Raw genomic sequence first — 16972 nt, 5'->3', positions numbered from 1 at the left:
CAGGCTAGCCAATATATTTTAAAGCAATTTTACCATATAATATTCATCCTCATATTGTCCATTAATATATAAAGAATGCTTTTTAATCCCTTCGATTTCAAAGCCCATCCTTTTATACAAATGAACAGCTGCCTCATTTTTCACTAATACCGTTAATTCAAGCCGATGTAGACCTTCTTCCTTTGCCCAATTGAGGACAAAACTAAACAAAGACTTGCCAACACCTTTTCCTCGACTATTACTGTGCACGCCGATGACTAAGTAAGCTCTATGTGCAATACGCTCTGGATTGTCATTGCGAACAATCATATAGCCTAAAATCACTTCTCCTTCTTGTGGTATAAATAGTCCAGATTTTGCCTCATTATTAAGGTTGGCAATCATTTTCGCAAGCCCCTCTGCCGTTATTTGACGTTCACCAGGTGAAAATAGCATAAAGCCTGATTGTTCAGCATCTGCCATTACTTGCACTATTTGTGCTGCATCTTGCGTAGTTGCTTTTCTAATCTCGATCATTGTTCAACCTTAAACCTTTCTATTAACTGATTTAATTCAGAGGCAATTTTCGTTAGCTCCTCTGAATTATGCACAATCTCTGCCATCGAAACCGTTGATTTTTGTACAAGGCTTGATGTACCTTCAATACCAGCCTGTGCATCCTCTGTCGCTGTAGCAACATTACCGATGGAGCTATGAATACTATTACCTCGTTCGGAAATATGCTGTAAATCCTGTGCAATCCCTTGAATTTGCTGCTGCATTTGCTTAACTGCAGAATGAATATTAGTAAAAACAAAACCGGTCTCCTTCAATGTGACGGTGCCTTTACTCGCTTGCTCGTAGCCTGACTCTAATACTTTAGCTACCTCACTTGACTGCTCTTGAATTCCTCCAACGATACTGACAATATCACCGACTGACTTCTTCACCTCTTCAGCCAACTTACGAACCTCATCTGCCACAACCGCAAAGCCCTTGCCATGCTCTCCAGCACGCGCTGCTTCAATCGCTGCATTTAAAGCTAGCAAGTTTGTTTGCTCTGCAATACCTTCTATAACCTGTACTAAGCTCGAAATGTTTTTGGCATCATCATCTAATGCCTTGACCTGTTCAACCGATTTCTCTACACCTTTATACAAAATAGATACGTACTGCTCTGTTTCAGTAATTTGCTTAAATCCTTCATCAGTTAAAGCAAGAACACTCTCAGCCTCTTTATTTAAAGCGTCTCCCTTATCACTTGTGTAATCGATTTGTTTAGCGAAATCCTCCACCGTTTCAACAATTTTTACTGTAGCCGCTGCCTGTCCTTCCGCACCAGCTGCCAAATTAACCATCGTTTGAGCAACCGTCTCATTACCCTGCTTAATTTCCTCTGCATTGCTCAATTGCTCCTTGGACATTTGAACGAGTGTTGTAGAATGCTGAGAAATACCTGAAATCACGGGCTTTAAGCTATCTGTCATCTTTTGAAAAGCATTCGCTACCGTCCCAACCTCATCTGTGCGCTTCGTTGAAAAGTTTGCTGATAAATCCCCTTCTCCAACCTTATGTACCTGATGTGCAAGGCTTCGTAAAGGTGATACAAAATAGCGACTTAAAGCATAAACAATGATAATACTAATTAGTACAGCACCTGCTATAATAAGGTATAAATTTCTCTTTTGCTGCGCCATGTTCATATAAATCGCTGTCGCAACTAAATCGGCTCCCATCACTCCAATTACCTCGCCTGATTGTGATATCATTGGCACATAGGAGGCAATACAATGAAAACAGAACAATTTACCAATGATAACTCATTATGGCTACAGCTAGAGCAAGAGCTTCTTTCTAAAAAATATCAAGTTGAAACAAATGACTACCCTGCTAAAATTATTACTCCTTCGTTTTCACTTGATTTGTTCACAATGTATGAGGTGCTTTGTTACTATCAACAGCTTGCATTATTAAATACATTTCGCCAAGAGCTTGGCTTTGAGGAGCAACGCTATTGCCTTTCTCGATTCACTAGCGAGCAACAATCTGCTCAGTACTTACCTTTATTAAGCTACTATGTCATCAATTTACGAAAATATGGTGCCAGCTTTGAATATTTAACTGTTGAAGAATTGCTTACAACAATTAAAAATCTAGATATCGACACATATAACCGATTAACTACAGTGGGCTCTGGCACTTTACCAACAACTGAATCAGCGCTTTTTACAGGAACAGCAAATGATGTACTTGCAACGATTACCATTCATATGAAACAAGAAACAGAGGAAGCCTATCGCGAGGCTATGACCTATTTAAATACAGTATTAGAGACAGACTTCCCAAAAAGTTACAGCATTTTCTATGAAGGTGAAAGCAGCTTACTATTACCTGTGGAATCTTTACCAATTACATCATCACACCATTTTTTTGCCAAAGTATTAAGCTTCCCGAGCTTGCATCCTAGCCTTGTCGAATATAGCTATAAAGCGATGGCTGAATACCATTTTTATCACGATGTTGATGATGAACAGGCTGCTATGCCAAGTACATTCGCCGTTTTTGGTCTTGGCTTATACGATAAAAGCTATAGCAAGCTCGTTATCGATTATATGTATGAATGTGATGGTGACCATTCACCGATGCCTGAATATTTTGCCAAGGCATATGTTGAAAAATTCGGGCTAACACCTGAAACATTGCCTGTCTTTGTCTGCACAGTAATAGCTGTACAAGAAGTTCCATATGATTCTTTCTTTGAGCAAGCAATGAATACTGAGGAAAACCTGCAATGGCTTGAAAAATTTATGACAATGCCATTTATCGAGCTTTGTCCTTTGATTTCCTCTGAGCAAAATGCATCTATTGAAGAACTGAAGGATTATATTGTAGCAGCACTTTTCTACACATGCTTTGGCATTATCCACTTGAATGATTTCACAAGCTCAGCCTTTATGCGTATTTCAGAGCCATATCGTACACGCTTTGAAGCAATTATTAAAGAGCTGATTTAAAAAGAAGCCGTCCAGAAAGTGAACTTTCTGAACAGCTCCGCTTTTTTACAGTGCTCCTGCGGTGGTCACAATCAATTGTCACCATCCTCGTCGCAAAGGGAGCGTCCCAAAATGACTTTTCGGGCGCTCCCTTTCTTACTTATATCGCATTGATTGAATATCTTCCTGGTGGTGCCTGTATTTCAAAATAGTATTTTTTATTTCTTTTTAACTCTTTTAATTCCAAGCGTGCCCCCTCTTTTATTGTTACATCATCTATAATGATTTGACCGCGGTCATCTTTTATTCTTAGTCGAATATCGCCATCACTCCCTGCTACATTAACAACCGCTTTTTTCCAAAAAACGCTATCGAACATCACATAATCCTGTGGCTCATCTACAAAGATAGAAAAATCTACTTGCTGCCATTCATCTTCCTCTGAAGCAATAACAACATTCCCCCACTGACTTGGTGAAAAGAAGTCGTGTACAACGCCGACATTTTGGTAGATTGACATCCCAATAACCATTACCATAAAGGTAATAGCTACTGCTGCTATAATATTAAAATAACGTCTTCGGTTAATTTTCTTAAATGGAGAAATTGCCTTTTTAACTTCCTCAGGCAATGGCTGCACATATGTTATTTCTTGTTGCAGCATCGTTAAAAGTGATCGGCATTTTGCACACTCTTGAATGTGCTCCTCCACTGCTTTACGCGTCTCGTCACTACAAACACCATCAGCATATGACGGTAGCAAATCTTTTATAATATTACAGTTCATCTCGCTCCCCCTCTAACCTTTCTGCTAATTTTAATTTCGCACGATAATAGGTAACCCTCGCCCAATTTTCGCTTTTGTTAAATATCTCTCCAATTTCCTTGAAGCTTAAATCAATGGATGTTCTTAGCAAAAATACTTCCTTATATGGCTCCTGCAATAAATGAATTTCTTTATGTATCGAAATTAGCATTGAGCGATTCATGATTTCGCTATGTGGTGTATTGCCACTCTCTATTTCCTGCATAGGGTCAATTGTGACATATTTCCTTCGCTTTTCCTTTTTTAAAAAGTCATAATATACATGCTTTGCAATTTGACATAGCCATACCGAGATTTTACATTGACCATTGTAGCGATGAATCGATTTTGTCACCTGATAAAAGGTTTCCTGTGTCAACTCCTCTGCTAAATCAACATTGGCTGTCAGTGAAATCAAAAATGCCTTCACCCCATCCGCATGCGCCCTATATATTTCATCTAAGTCCTCCACTCATTTCCCTCCCTTCGCCATACTTATATATAGATTTTAAATGAGTTTCGTTACAGCTTTTGTGAAAGTTCCTTCAGTTTGTATACTTGCACATTAATGATTGCTTTTTCACTTGATTCACAGGAAATGACTTTTTTAAAGGATGTCCTTCAACTTATGGGATAATGGTGAGCGCAGCGGGGAGCGATGGGAAGCTATTTTATTATTTTATAGCGCAAGCACCGCTTTACTGGCAGCTTTTAGCAACACAGGCTACACTACAATGTACCAAAGAGCGATTTATCATACGTCATGCAAGCCAACTATATATCAGCGACTTTTGAGGATATATCAGCGACTTTCACCAATTTATCGGCGAAATTTCAAATATATCGGCGATTTTAAAAAGGCGGCGCTTCTCTGCGCCACCTTTCTTGTTTATTCCCATTCTTCACGCAAAATGCCCATGCGAATAGAGTCATAATAATGCCCTTCGTAATAGCGCACTTTGCGAATTCTCGCTTCCATTTGCATGTTGAGCTTTTCACCAACTCGAATCATGCGTTTATTGCCTGACCATGTTGTGAAACCAACACGCACTAATGGCATTGTATTAAATAAATGATCAATCCATAGCTTTAATGCACGTGTGCCTAAGCCTTTGCCCCACGAGCCACCTTCGTGGAAAACGATACCTACTTCCAACCACTGTGAAGGCTCATGCTCCCAATAATACGACACAATACCACGTACCACACCAGCTACTTCAATCACCCAAAAATCATCATCACCAATCCACCCTTGCCCGATTGGTAAAAACTCCTCTAATGTTTTAGATTGATGTGGATAGTAAGGTGCATCCCATTTTTTCCATTCTGGTTGTTCATCCGTATAGATAAGCTCCCATAGACGCGTTAAATCCTTCTCCTCCACAGCTCGGATGATTAATTCATTATCTTGATACATAATAGACCTCTTTTCAATAATAGTAAGCCTCTGTGATTGAAAAGAGTAAGTAGATTTTACTCGCCAATCACCTTATGTACGTTTTTCATTCGAATCAACTCCTTTGCTTTTATTGTCAATCATTATAACATATCAGTATGGCACTTCATTCATTCTATTTGGTGTCACGGTTGCATTTTTCCAATCCTCATAAATCGCACCATACAGTACCGTATCCGAAACAGTGCCATCGCTATTTTCCCAGGCATTACGCAAATAACCTTCCTTGACAAAGCCTGCTTTCATAAAGCATTTGCGCATTGCAATATTATCAGCACGCGTGTAGCCTTCAATCCGAATTTTATTTTTCTCTCCGAATAAGTAATTTTGCATCCATTTCAATGCTTTCACACCAAGCCCTTTTCCACGTGTTGTTGCAGCTAGACGAAGATCAAACAGCGGAATCGTATCATCGATATCATTGATAATGAGTAGTCCAACTTTTTCTTCATCCTCAATAATCCAAAATGTTTCGCGACCATCTGCATAATAGCCCTTTTCCACGGCTTTTCTCACAGTATTCTCCTCAACGCTCATATCAGCATGATAAGGCCATTCATTTTCAGTTAACAAGCGCACTAAATCATCGATTTCCCCATTAAATAAAACTACTTCCACTTAATTCTCCTCCTGCCTATATACAATCGCTTTTAAATGCATTCATTAAAGTTAGTTCATGGTTTAGCACAATTAAGCTAGGATATATACAATTTTGCTGTCCATTAAACTCAAATTCAATTGCTAATTCTACAATTTCCATTATGTATCCACCCTTCGCTTTGCTAAAATCGACTTTACAAAGCCTTCTTTATAATCTGTATATGCCGCAATACCTTGCAAGCCTGTTTCAAAAAACGATAGCTTTAGCTGCTCATACTGTTTTTTTGCTTCAGCATTTGCCCTTAAAAAATCTCTAAAAAACAATAATTCCTGCCACTTCTGCCCTTTATATTGCACAAGATGAATAAAATGCGTCTTTGTTTGAAATGTATCATCCGTAAATTTTGCACATACAATTTCATCAGGTCGCTCAACTCGCAGTCTATGAAAGCCTACCTTTGATAAATTCTTGAAAAAGGCTTTTTCAAGACAAGTTAAATCCTCAACTCCAATTAGCAAATCAATAATTGGCTTTGCCCGCATTCCTTGAATTGATGTGCTACCGATATGCTCAATTTGTTCGCTTAGCAAGTTAGTAACACACAATAATGCTTCCTTTGCTTGTTCAAACTCGTTTGTCCATGCTTTATCATACGTTACAAGTACAACCTCATCATTTCTCATCCCTATCCCCCTATAATGCCGTTACACCAAAATACTCCGTCAACGGCACTGTTCTTCCTGCTTTATCCCACTCATAGTATAGTGCAAAAACTTTATGAACATCTCCGCCATAACAGTCTTCAACAATATATTTAATTGCCTTAGAGCTACGCCAATAATAAATCATTATAGCTGTCAAACTCGTTGCCTCATAACTCCCTTTACCAAACTCGTCCAAGGAATGTTGCCCATATTTTTCTGTAAATAACTCAATCAATTCCCCCTCAACTGCTACAAGCTTCTCATATTGTTCAGTTGATAATGTAAGCTTTTGCGACAAATATTCACACATACCTTCCTCAAACCAAATGCTATTTTCACGCCCATCGTCAAAATCATCAATAAATAACTGAAGGTGATGCGTTAATTCATGTGCTAGTATGCAAAACACATGATCTAATGTAATTTCGCTATAATATTTCTCAATGCGTTCATTACGTTGTCCTTCTAGCTGTGCAAGATGAAATTCGCGCCAATCCTGCACAATTGGCGACATGCAAATTCTTACGTCATTCGTATATGCTGGAACAGGTGTATTAGAAAAAATCGTTGTTGCATTCTCCTTTGATGTCCACACAATGGCCTTTGGTAAATCGTCTAAGCCAAACTCCTTTTCTAAAAGTGCCTGATAAGCAGTTAGCTTTTTATTTAGCTGCTCGATATCTTTTGAATAAGCCTGTAGCTCCTCAATACTTTCAAACGCATAAATGTTTTTCATTCTTCGTTTTCCCCTTTAAATCAACATTTTCAAATACTTCTCAAAATGCACACCCATATTGCGTGGAATTTGCTGTGCATACGTTTCCTTGATAGCAGCTGTTAAAAATTGCGCTGCTAACTGAATTGCTTCTGCAACGCTCTGTCCACGTAAAGCGCCCCCCATTATCGTTGCAGCAAATAAATCGCCCGTTCCTGAATAGCCTGCACCATTGAAAGGCTGTTGACTGAAAATGGTTGTTCCGTCTGCTACGAGTAAATTGCCAATCGTTGGCTCTGCTGTTGGTGGCACAATACCTGTTAAAATCACTTTCGCTTTTGTTTCTTCTGCTAGTATCTGTGCCGCTTCCTCCAATGCCTGTAAATAATCGCCTGCATCTGTATAGCCGTGCAATTTTTCATATGATAGCCCTGTCAGCATACAGCATTCCGTTAAATTCGGTGTAATAATATCCGCACGCTTTACTAGCTCCTTCATTTGCTCGAGCAAGCGACCTGTAAACAATGGATAGCCCTCACCTTGATCGCCCATGACAGGGTCAACAAGCAAAGTCGTTTGTTCCCTTTGAAACACATCCAAAAAATCAAAAATATGCTGAATTTGCTCCTCCCCCATTACAAAGCCTGTCAAAATGCCATCAAAACTTGCATTCATTTTGTGCCATTCCTCTGTAAAATGTCCCATTTTTGATGTCAAATCCTCACAAAAAAAGCTTGGAAATTCTGTTTGTGCTGTCAAAATAGCAGTTGGCAATGGGCATGCTTGTACCCCCATCACTGACAAAACAGGCAATGCCGCTGTTAACGAGCACTTCCCAAAGGAGGACATATCTTGGATTACAGCTACTTTTTTCATCTTTATCATCCACCAATCAAATTCTAATATGTTCATCTTAACATGGGAGACAATTGTTTTCACAACGAAACTGACCACTATATTTTTAACAAAATTGATACTTTCACAGCAATCAGCTATCTGCTAAAGTTATGAATAATTCATATCAACTTAAGGAGGATTAAGATGCAACAAATTCAAAGTGCCCAAAAATCACAAAATAAAACATTTGATTTAGTGCTGACAGCTATTTTGATTGCACTTGTTGTTATTGCAACATTTATTAATATTAAGCTGCCTATCGCAGCAAAAGGAGGGCTTGTTCATTTAGGAACAGCAATGCTCTTCACAGTTGCCATTTTATTCGGACCTAAAAAAGGGGCAATTGCTGGGGCTGCTGGTATGGGATTGTTCGACATTATGGGTGGCTGGGCAATTTGGGCTCCTATTACGATTGTCGCACGCTTTTTACAAGGATTTATCGTTGGTAAGATTGCCTTTATGAACGGTAAAAAAGGAACGAGCATGATTATCAATATTGTTGCTACAGTTGTTTCTGTGCCTGTTATGCTTGCAGTTTACTATATTGGTGAAGTTATTTTATATGGCAACTGGATACAGCCTTTAGCATCTATACCGGGTGACTTGCTACAAAATGCAATTGGGCTTGCTATTGCTATCCCACTTTGTGCCGTACTGAAAAAAACGCCTTATTTTAAAAATATATAATGATTGGCTACCAAACGAAAAAAGGGCATGTTTGAAAAGGTAATATCTTTTCAAACATGCCTTTATTTTTTAAGTTAATCGAGCGAATCAATATTGTTAATTATTTTTTTCTAAATAATCTAACGTCGCTTGCCCTAACACATTTGCCGCAATACGCAATGAACGCTCATCGATATCGAATTTTGGATGGTGATGTGGATACCCTTCCTCCCACGCAGGATTTTTTGCTCCAGTAAAGAAGAATGACCCTGGAATTTCCTCTAAAAAGTAAGCAAAATCCTCTCCTCCCATATTTGGATCAACAAGCTCAACAGCCTCTACACCAGCTACTTTTTCTGCGGATGCCATTACATGCTCTGTTTCTGCCTCATGGTTCACTACTGGTGGGTAGCCTCGTACATATTCATATTGATAATCGGCCTTCGTTAAATAGCATGTTGCCTTTAACATTTCCTCGATTTCATGCTCTAATAAGCCGCGCTCCTCCTCATGGAAAGTACGTACAGTGCCCTTCATATATACTTGGTCAGCGATTACATTGAACGGATTTAGCGCCTCAATATGACCAATCGAGACAACAGCTGGGCGAAGCGGGTTCACACGACGTGCAACAAGCTGTTGTAAATTCGTAATAAACTGTGCTGCAAGAACAATGGAATCCTTCGTATCACTCGGATTTGAACCGTGCCCGCCCTTCCCTTTAATCGTAATATAAATTGCATCTGCTGCAGCCATTAACGGGCCTTTTGCTGTTTGAATTTTGCCAAGCTCGGTTGGTGCCCATAAATGCGTACCAAAAATAACGTCTACACCTTCCAGGCAACCGTCTTGAATCATAGCAATCGCCCCACCTGGTGCAAGCTCCTCTGCATGCTGATGAATAAAGACAATCGTTCCTGCTAATTCATCCTTCATCTGATTAAACGCCTTCGCTAAAATTAATAATGAGGCTGTATGTCCATCATGCCCACAAGCATGCATACGCCCTTTCACCTTTGATTGGAATGGTAAACCCGTTTCCTCAGTTATCGCCAATGCATCAAAATCCGCTCGTAATGCTACTGTCTTCCCTGGCTTACCACCTACTAGCTTCGCCACAACGCCATTGCCGCCAACACCTTCACGCACCTCATGTCCCAGCGCACGATGAAATGCTGCAATTGTTTTTGGTGTTTCTACTTCTTCAAATGAAAGCTCAGGGTTTTCATGGAAATGACGTCGAAGTTGAATCATTTCCTCCTCATATTGCTTTAATAAATCCGTTAGTTGGTCTTGTTGTAAAACTGTCATTTATAACACTCCTTAATTAAGTCAACCTTAGTAAACATAATTATTATAACACAATTAATCCATTATTCTGTCAATTTTTAAAATATCGATAAAATCCTCAACAATATAATCCGCTTGTGCTAGCTCACTGTCCTGCGCAAAATCAAAGCGAACGCCTATCGATTTTAATTGATTATGCTGAGCTGCAAGGATATCTGATGAACGATCTCCTACAACATAGCCTGTCTCAATATGATGCTGCTCTTTGACAAGCTGAACCAACTCCGATTTATTTCCTGAAGCTATTAAATCAATACTATATGTACTAGAAATAAAACGATCTAGCTGGTACTGTGCGACAATTGCCTGTAAATAAGCTGTTTGTCCATTGCTTGCAATGTACAAAGGATAGTGCGTTGATAAGGCAGCTAATGTTTCCTCCACCCCTTTGTATAAAGCACCTTGACCTTTCTGTATTTGTGCAATTAATGCTTGTTGAAATAGCTTATTACTTTGCAAATGCTGTGTTGTACTATGCTTTGGGCATAAAGTTTCCCATACGACAGGCAGCGGCACTCCCATAATTTCACGGTATTTTTCAATTGGCGTGTTGCCTGACCATTCATCATTGGCACGAAGGATGTCAAAGGTAGCTTCCAGCGCAGGTTCTAAAATCAAGTTCGTTTGAAACAATGTACCATCCATATCAAAAATAATTGCGGTTGTCATGTAAGCACTCCTTTAACAGCTAGATTAATCGTACACAATGACAATGTGCACGTTCCAAAATCGCTAAGTCGTCTGGTGTTATTTCGTTAATTTGGACACTTGTTTCATCCATGCGTTGCTCCCCATCACCAGCCCAAAAAGTAATAATGTCTGCACAATATTCTGGGCGCACATTGGATTTTATGTATTCTGTAAGCTGCTCTACAAGCTCTTGATTCCATCTACCTTCAATTCCATAAACATAGCTTTTTTCAGCATAGAAATCCAAATCATAGGGATAACCTCCCCACTCAAAAATATTCAGCTTTTGAAAAGCTGCTTCATCTTCAGCGTATAAAACTTGCACGCTGTCATCTAATTCATCCCATGAACGAGATGCTGGATACATTGCTTTTAGCTCTTTTACTGTTAATTTTAGCGTTCCTCCATAGTTCGCCTCTGGTAGCGGACAATCTGATACTAATATGCGATATTGTGACATAATAAACTTCCTCCTCTATTCCACAGCTACTAAAATCTTTCCACTATGTGCTGTGCTCTCCATTAATTTATGAGCTTCTATAATAGAATCAAAGTTAAATATACGTTCAATATGCGTCTTAACCTGTTGATGGCGAATCAATTCGAGCACCTTATTTGACAGCTCTTGAATATATTTAGGTCGCAGTTGACGAGTAGTGCCTAAGCTGAAGCCCATTATGTTGCGACAGCTCGCATGTACATCTAAATTTGTAAAGGTGGCTATTTGGCCACTGGCATTGCCAAATTGCAACAATGTACCATACTCCCTTAAACAAACAAGACTTTGTTTCGTCACATCTCCTGCGACTGAATCAAAGACGATATCTACACCTTCATGGTTCGTTACAGCTAACGCCCCTTGCGAAAAATCACTATAGGTAAATGTATACTTTGCTCCATAGCTTTTTAAAAGTTCAAACTTACTTGTCGAGGATGTCACAGCAATAATATTTTCGACTTCTTTTAGCTTGAGCAATTGCAATAATGTCGTGCCAACACCACCGCTTGCCGCATGTACAATAACAGAGGCATCCTTTGAAATGTTTACTAGTTCATTTGTTAAAATATAGCTTAGAAATGTTACAGTAAGCCCTGCTGCCCCTTGCTCAAATGACACTTCCTCTGGCAGCTTAAATGCTAATTTTTCATTTGCTACCGCATATTCAGCATATGCCCCATCTTTCGCAAAGGCGGCTACTCGATCACCAATTTCAAGATGCGTCACAGATTTCCCAACCGCTACAACAACACCAGCTAAATCTAAGCCCAAGCTCATTGGGAAATTTGCCGTCGCTTTACCACCTTTACGATTTTTAATATCTGCATAATTAATGCTAAAATTTTTCACTTGAATTAAAACTTCCGAATCATCAATAGTAGGCTTATCTGTTTCGACATACTGTAATACGTTAGGCTCACCGAATTCACGAATAACGATTTTTTTCATAAAGCATCCCACCTCTACTTTTCCATTATTATACTCCACCAAAGTAGATTAAGGGGGCTTTTCCTATTATTTAAACAGTCTTTCGTTGAAAATAAATATAGCCGCAAAGGAAAAATAATAAAAAGCTGCCACCTACAACTGTCAGTAATTGCTCCCACGGAATAAAGAAAATATCCTCCGTATCGCCGCCAATATACATCATCGAAAATGGCTGTGCCCAAGGATAATATGGAGCAATTTTCTCAGAATTGATGGCGAATATCGTAGGCAATGTAAAAATGACATTAATCGCAAATGGCGCTGCAAAGCTTTTAAATGCTGCCGATAACCATAGTTGCAATGCTACTAACGGAAGTGTTGCAACCCAGCCACCTACAATGCTTTTCCAAACAATTTCAATTGGGAAAGGCGCTGTGAAGCCTCTCACTGTACCTACTGCATAAATTGCTGCAAGATATAACAATTGAATCACAAGCACTAATAGTATTAACAATACATATTTTGCACTAAATACTCGCCCTCTTGAAACAGGCAATGCTAGTAGCTGCTTCCAGCCCCCTGCTTGATGCTCATAGCGACAAATAGTGCCTGCTAATACACCAGTAATCAATGGTAAGAACAATAGAGCATAGGTGAAATTCATAAACATCATCGCTAAGAACCACTCATTTACACCATCCTCCATTTGTAAATTAAGGCTCACCCCGACTAGCAATGCAACTAGTGGACCAACTAGCAAAAGTGCTGTAATTTTTGATTTGCGTAGCTTAAACCATTCGGATTGTAAAATTGCTAGCATTTACTTCACGTCCCTTCTGAAAAAATCCAGCATACCTGCAATATATAATAAAGCGCCTACCCCGATACCTAGCCCAACGTTCATTAACGGCTCATCCCATGCATTCATAAGCGATGGCCATTTCCAAATGACCCAGTCCGGCAATGAATACGCCATATAAGTCAAAATGACACCTACAATCCCTGTTGTAATTGGCACACCTTGATTTTGGCTAACCGTTGCAACCCATAGCTGCAATGCTAGTACAGGCAATGCTGCAAAATACGGATAGAAGCTATATTGCAGTAGCTGTTCATAAGGAATAGCATCGCCTAAATTTAAAAAAACTCCATATGCTGTGCTAAACAGCATTAACAGTATTGATGACACTCCTAGTAATAAAGCCATCACCGTGAACTTTGATAAATAAATCGTCATTTTTGAAACTGGTAAGGCAATCAGCTGCTTCCACGCATTCGTTTCATTTTCGATACTCGCCATAAAGGAAGTAAGAATTGCAATACCTAATACAAGTGCCAAAGGTGTAAATGCATGGACATTCATTAGATAATATAACCAGTCATCATCACTTTGCTGCAACAAATAATCTTTGCGTACACCATAATTGACCATTTGCATTACAACGACACCGAAAGGACCTAAAAATGTTAATAACCAAAAGCCTTTACGCTTGATTTTCAACAAATCGGAACGAATCAAATAATTGATCATATGCTTTCATTACCTCCCGTCATTTGCAAGAAAATATCCTCAAGCGATTGCTTTTCCTCTTCAACGCGGTAAATTGAAAAGCCCTCTTGTACAAGCAGACGGATCGCTTCTGCCACATAAGTATCGTCCGTATTCGCAAGAGCTAGTAAGCCATTTTTATAATCTGCTTGTATCCCTTTTCCTAGCAATGTGCGCCATGCTTGCTCTGTATCGTTTACCTTTATCGATATTTTTTGTTGTGCATGTTTACGCATTGCTTCAATCGAATCTTGAAAAATTAATTTACCTTTTGCAACGATGCCAACTTTCGTTGCAATTTGATCAATTTCCGATAGCAAATGACTTGAAATTAACACTGTCATGCCATATTCGCTCGGCAAACGCTTAATTAAATTGCGAATTTCAATAATGCCTGAAGGGTCTAATCCGTTCGTCGGTTCATCCAAAATTAATAATTCTGGATTGCTAAGAAGTGCTGTAGCAATTCCTAGACGTTGCTTCATGCCTAGCGAAAAGCCTTTTACTTTTTTATTCGCAACATCCGATAAGCGAACAATTTCTAGCACCTCATCAATACGGGATTTTGGCACTTGTAAAATTTTCCGCACTGCCTCTAAATTTTCATACGCTGTTAAGTGCGGATAATACGATGGATTTTCAACTAATGAGCCAACCTTCTTTAAAATTTGAATACGCTCCTTCGTTAAATCCTTTTGGAAAATGCGGATATTCCCTGCACTTGGCTTCATTAACCCTAGCAGCATACGAATCGTTGTCGTTTTGCCTGCTCCATTCGGTCCTAAGAAGCCGTAAATCTCACCTTTTGGAATACGCAACTCCAAATCACTGACTGCTGTATCCTTGCTAAATTTCTTTGTTAATTTTTGCGTTTCTACGATATATTCCATTTCCATCACCTCTTTATTTATCATAAAGCGTGAAGGTTAAAAACAAGGGAGGGCTAAGTTTAAATTTTGTTTAAAAAAGCATTGAAAGGACTATTTATACCCTTTCAATGCTTTAATTTGAATCATCGTCCCATTTTCATTTGTATCAATTGTCCATTCCAAGCTCATACCTTTAACCATCATATCAACAATAGATAAACCAATACCTGCGCCCTTTTCATCAGATAGATGCTGCATTCCTTTGCCTCGGTCTGTTAAAACGATCGCTTGATATTGCTCCGTTTCCACTGTTTTCACTTGAATATAGCGACCATCCTTTGCATGACGTAGCACATTTTGTAGTAAATTATCAAGTATTCGTCCCAACCATATTTTGTCCACTAACCATTTACTCTCAGTGAAAGCCCTTAACTCAATATCAATCGTAAAACCTTCCTTTTCAAAGGCAGGATACCATGTAGCTAAATGCTCGCGTGTAAATCGCACAACATCGATTTCCTGTGGCTGATAATTAAAACGGCTTGCCATTAACAATGTGTAGGACATTAAATTTTCCATTAAATGGTCAATATGAACAAAGGAGTTTTCCAACGCTTTTACTGCCTGTTTGCCCTCCTCCGATAAATTCTCCTTACTGATTGAATAGGCCTGTGCTCGCACTTTCGTTAAAGGTGTGCGCAAATCATGGGATAAATTCGAAATTAATTCTCGGCGAAGCTGCTCCTCCTGCTGCTCACGCTGTTTGCTCTCCTTTAGCTCTACTACCATTTGATTAAAGCTTTGCTCAAGCTGTCCAATTTCATCCTTCTTTTTCACTTCAATTTGTAACGGCAGCCCGTCCATATCGCGCAATGCCATCCCTTCCTGTAGCTGCATTAAACGCTTACGAATACCCTTAAAAAATAAAAATGATACAACAATAAACAGTAATAGTCCTACCAGTACACTAACCATTAGTAAAGTTCCATAACGATCGTGTAATTTTTGCATAGGCACTTTGAATACCTCTCTCGGTATCTCAATGACGACGAAGCCATTTTCTGCATCCTGCCCTAGAAAGGCGAGCACTGTAAATGGGTCCTCCCCATAATGCGACTTTATATATTGTGCCGTTGTTACAGCATCCCATTTGGCAGGGATCTGCTCTATAACATTCATTTGCTCCACTAATTGTCCATTCGCATCCACCCAAAACATCGTTGCTTGTGGAAGGTAGGCTTGCCATTGTGCAAAATATTGCTGAATTTGCTCTCGAGAGGCTTGCCCTAATACATTTGCTCCTTCATGCCATTCCTTTTCAACTTCGGTGTAATCAACTGTTTCATCGTCATAATTTTTATTCATCCAATAGATTCCAACGGCAGAATAGGTGATTTGAATTCCCCAAAGCAAACCAATTGCCGTAAAGATAATCAACATATATTTCGCCTGTAGTGAATTAAACAGTTTTTTCATTCTTTCACCCGATAGCCAATGCCACGAATCGTCTCGATAATAGTTGGCTGTGCAGGTTGCATTTCGATTTTTTCACGTAAATAGCGGATGTGAACCATCAATGTTTTATCTCCTTCTATATACGCCTCGCCCCACACATTTTCATAAAGCTGTTCCTTCGTTAAAATTTGATTTAAATGACGAATAAAATATTGAAATAAATAGTATTGCTTACCTGTTAGCTGAATTTCCTCCTGTGTGTGCTGATCGATGATACGCATATCCTTTGTGTAGACAGTTAAATGTCCAATCGTTAATTGTGCCTCATTTTTTTGGAAACGCCTTAACAGTACCTCGACACGTGCAATTAATTCATCTGGATGAAAGGGCTTTGTTAAATAATCGTCCGCAAAGCTCAATCCTTCTAACTTGTCCTCAACTGCCGTACGTGCAGAAAGCATTAAAATTGGCAGCTCGCCATTTCGATTTTTCAAGCGCTTGCCTACTGAAAAGCCATCCAAGCCCGGCAGCATCACATCTAATACAACAACATCTACTCGCTCCACATATTGCTCGGCACCTTCACCAGATGTCAACCACGTCACCTCATAGCCGCGCTCTGTCAGCTCCTTCGCTACCCATTCACCAATTTCTATTTCATCTTCTATGTATAATATATGTGCCATATCGTTCCTCCCTCTGCTTCACAGAAAATAACAAAAAAAGCTCCGATTTGCAACGAGGGCACTGAAAAACTTACGTTTTTTATATCGTATTGGTTTTCAAAATAAAAAGAAGGCACTTTCTGTTCGATTTT

At 39.3% G+C, this 16972-nt stretch carries 20 protein-coding genes and 1 pseudogene; 2 read left to right on the top strand and 19 right to left on the bottom strand.

The genetic code is table 11. The annotated features are described in order from the left end of the window. Positions 1-18: 18 nt before the first annotated feature. Together M3Z76_RS05965 and M3Z76_RS05960 are read right to left on the bottom strand one after the other, a co-directional pair. Entirely contained in the window at positions 19-516 is a 498-nt protein-coding gene (locus tag M3Z76_RS05965) for a GNAT family N-acetyltransferase (RefSeq protein WP_363319851.1), read from the bottom strand. Next, complete coding sequence (locus tag M3Z76_RS05960; protein WP_293921936.1) at positions 513-1715, bottom strand: methyl-accepting chemotaxis protein; 1203 nt, start codon at positions 1713-1715, stop codon at positions 513-515. Before M3Z76_RS05960 ends, M3Z76_RS05965 begins: the two co-directional genes overlap by 4 nt. 54 nt (positions 1716-1769) lie before the next feature. Here M3Z76_RS05960 and M3Z76_RS05955 point away from each other — a divergent pair, with 54 nt between their 5' ends. Next, positions 1770-2993, top strand: coding sequence for a DUF6138 family protein (locus M3Z76_RS05955; protein ID WP_293921866.1), 1224 nt, complete (start codon positions 1770-1772; stop codon positions 2991-2993). 139 nt (positions 2994-3132) lie between these two features. Here the strand turns inward: M3Z76_RS05955 and M3Z76_RS05950 are convergent, their stop codons facing one another. From M3Z76_RS05950 to M3Z76_RS05915, 8 genes and pseudogenes are all read right to left on the bottom strand, one after another. Beyond that, positions 3133-3759: an anti-sigma factor family protein gene (locus M3Z76_RS05950; RefSeq protein ID WP_293921869.1), complete on the bottom strand. Its 627-nt coding sequence runs from the start codon at positions 3757-3759 to the stop codon at positions 3133-3135. Further along, the gene (locus M3Z76_RS05945) at positions 3749-4249 is read right to left on the bottom strand and encodes an RNA polymerase sigma factor (protein ID WP_293921872.1); all 501 of its coding nucleotides are present in this window, start codon (positions 4247-4249) and stop codon (positions 3749-3751) included. Before M3Z76_RS05945 ends, M3Z76_RS05950 begins: the two co-directional genes overlap by 11 nt. Before the next feature lie 417 nt (positions 4250-4666). Beyond that, complete coding sequence (locus tag M3Z76_RS05940) at positions 4667-5194, bottom strand: GNAT family N-acetyltransferase (RefSeq protein ID WP_293921874.1); 528 nt, start codon at positions 5192-5194, stop codon at positions 4667-4669. Positions 5195-5326: 132 nt separating this feature from the next. After that, on the bottom strand, positions 5327-5851 hold the full coding sequence (locus M3Z76_RS05935) for a GNAT family N-acetyltransferase (RefSeq protein WP_293921877.1): 525 nt from the start codon (positions 5849-5851) through the stop codon (positions 5327-5329). A 40-nt stretch (positions 5852-5891) separates the two neighbouring features. After that, positions 5892-5993: pseudogene (locus M3Z76_RS05930) on the bottom strand (MBL fold metallo-hydrolase); the annotation flags it as partial. Beyond that, complete coding sequence (locus M3Z76_RS05925; RefSeq protein WP_293921880.1) at positions 5993-6517, bottom strand: GrpB family protein; 525 nt, start codon at positions 6515-6517, stop codon at positions 5993-5995. The gene M3Z76_RS05925 and the pseudogene M3Z76_RS05930, both read right to left, overlap by 1 nt. A gap of 10 nt (positions 6518-6527) precedes the next feature. Continuing rightward, positions 6528-7274 carry a hypothetical protein gene (locus M3Z76_RS05920; protein WP_293921883.1) on the bottom strand — a complete coding sequence of 249 codons (747 nt, stop codon included), beginning with the start codon at positions 7272-7274 and terminating at the stop codon, positions 6528-6530. A 15-nt stretch (positions 7275-7289) separates the two neighbouring features. Then, a complete protein-coding gene (locus tag M3Z76_RS05915) occupies positions 7290-8129 on the bottom strand; it encodes a pyridoxamine kinase (protein WP_293921886.1) in 840 nt (279 codons plus the stop codon). A 165-nt stretch (positions 8130-8294) separates the two neighbouring features. On the opposite strand from M3Z76_RS05915, the gene M3Z76_RS05910 reads away from it, so the two are divergent. Then, complete coding sequence (locus tag M3Z76_RS05910) at positions 8295-8837, top strand: ECF transporter S component (RefSeq protein ID WP_293921889.1); 543 nt, start codon at positions 8295-8297, stop codon at positions 8835-8837. A gap of 96 nt (positions 8838-8933) precedes the next feature. On the opposite strand, the gene M3Z76_RS05905 is transcribed toward M3Z76_RS05910, so the two are convergent. The 9 genes from M3Z76_RS05905 to M3Z76_RS05865 form a co-directional block, all read right to left on the bottom strand. Further along, complete coding sequence (locus tag M3Z76_RS05905; RefSeq protein WP_293921891.1) at positions 8934-10127, bottom strand: M20 metallopeptidase family protein; 1194 nt, start codon at positions 10125-10127, stop codon at positions 8934-8936. Positions 10128-10181: 54 nt separating this feature from the next. Next, positions 10182-10835 carry an HAD hydrolase-like protein gene (locus tag M3Z76_RS05900; RefSeq protein WP_293921893.1) on the bottom strand — a complete coding sequence of 218 codons (654 nt, stop codon included), beginning with the start codon at positions 10833-10835 and terminating at the stop codon, positions 10182-10184. A 19-nt stretch (positions 10836-10854) separates the two neighbouring features. After that, positions 10855-11316, bottom strand: a complete 462-nt coding sequence (locus M3Z76_RS05895; RefSeq protein ID WP_293921896.1) for a hypothetical protein — start codon at positions 11314-11316, stop codon at positions 10855-10857. Positions 11317-11331: 15 nt separating this feature from the next. After that, a complete protein-coding gene (locus tag M3Z76_RS05890) occupies positions 11332-12303 on the bottom strand; it encodes a quinone oxidoreductase family protein (RefSeq protein ID WP_293921899.1) in 972 nt (323 codons plus the stop codon). A gap of 70 nt (positions 12304-12373) precedes the next feature. Continuing rightward, positions 12374-13102 carry an ABC transporter permease gene (locus tag M3Z76_RS05885; RefSeq protein ID WP_293921902.1) on the bottom strand — a complete coding sequence of 243 codons (729 nt, stop codon included), beginning with the start codon at positions 13100-13102 and terminating at the stop codon, positions 12374-12376. Next, positions 13103-13813, bottom strand: coding sequence for an ABC transporter permease (locus M3Z76_RS05880; RefSeq protein WP_293921905.1), 711 nt, complete (start codon positions 13811-13813; stop codon positions 13103-13105). Beyond that, positions 13810-14721 carry an ABC transporter ATP-binding protein gene (locus tag M3Z76_RS05875; protein ID WP_293921907.1) on the bottom strand — a complete coding sequence of 304 codons (912 nt, stop codon included), beginning with the start codon at positions 14719-14721 and terminating at the stop codon, positions 13810-13812. The genes M3Z76_RS05880 and M3Z76_RS05875 overlap by 4 nt, the downstream gene beginning before the upstream one ends. A gap of 90 nt (positions 14722-14811) precedes the next feature. Next, positions 14812-16176: a sensor histidine kinase gene (locus M3Z76_RS05870; protein ID WP_293921909.1), complete on the bottom strand. Its 1365-nt coding sequence runs from the start codon at positions 16174-16176 to the stop codon at positions 14812-14814. Continuing rightward, entirely contained in the window at positions 16173-16841 is a 669-nt protein-coding gene (locus M3Z76_RS05865) for a response regulator transcription factor (protein ID WP_293921911.1), read from the bottom strand. The genes M3Z76_RS05870 and M3Z76_RS05865 overlap by 4 nt, the downstream gene beginning before the upstream one ends. Positions 16842-16972: the final 131 nt, after the last annotated feature.

Source organism: Metasolibacillus sp. (genome assembly GCF_025291715.1).
Classification (GTDB): domain Bacteria; phylum Bacillota; class Bacilli; order Bacillales_A; family Planococcaceae; genus Metasolibacillus; species Metasolibacillus louembei.
The sequence above is the reverse complement of the archived record's forward strand: the minus strand, read 5'-3'. Positions and strand labels throughout refer to the sequence as shown.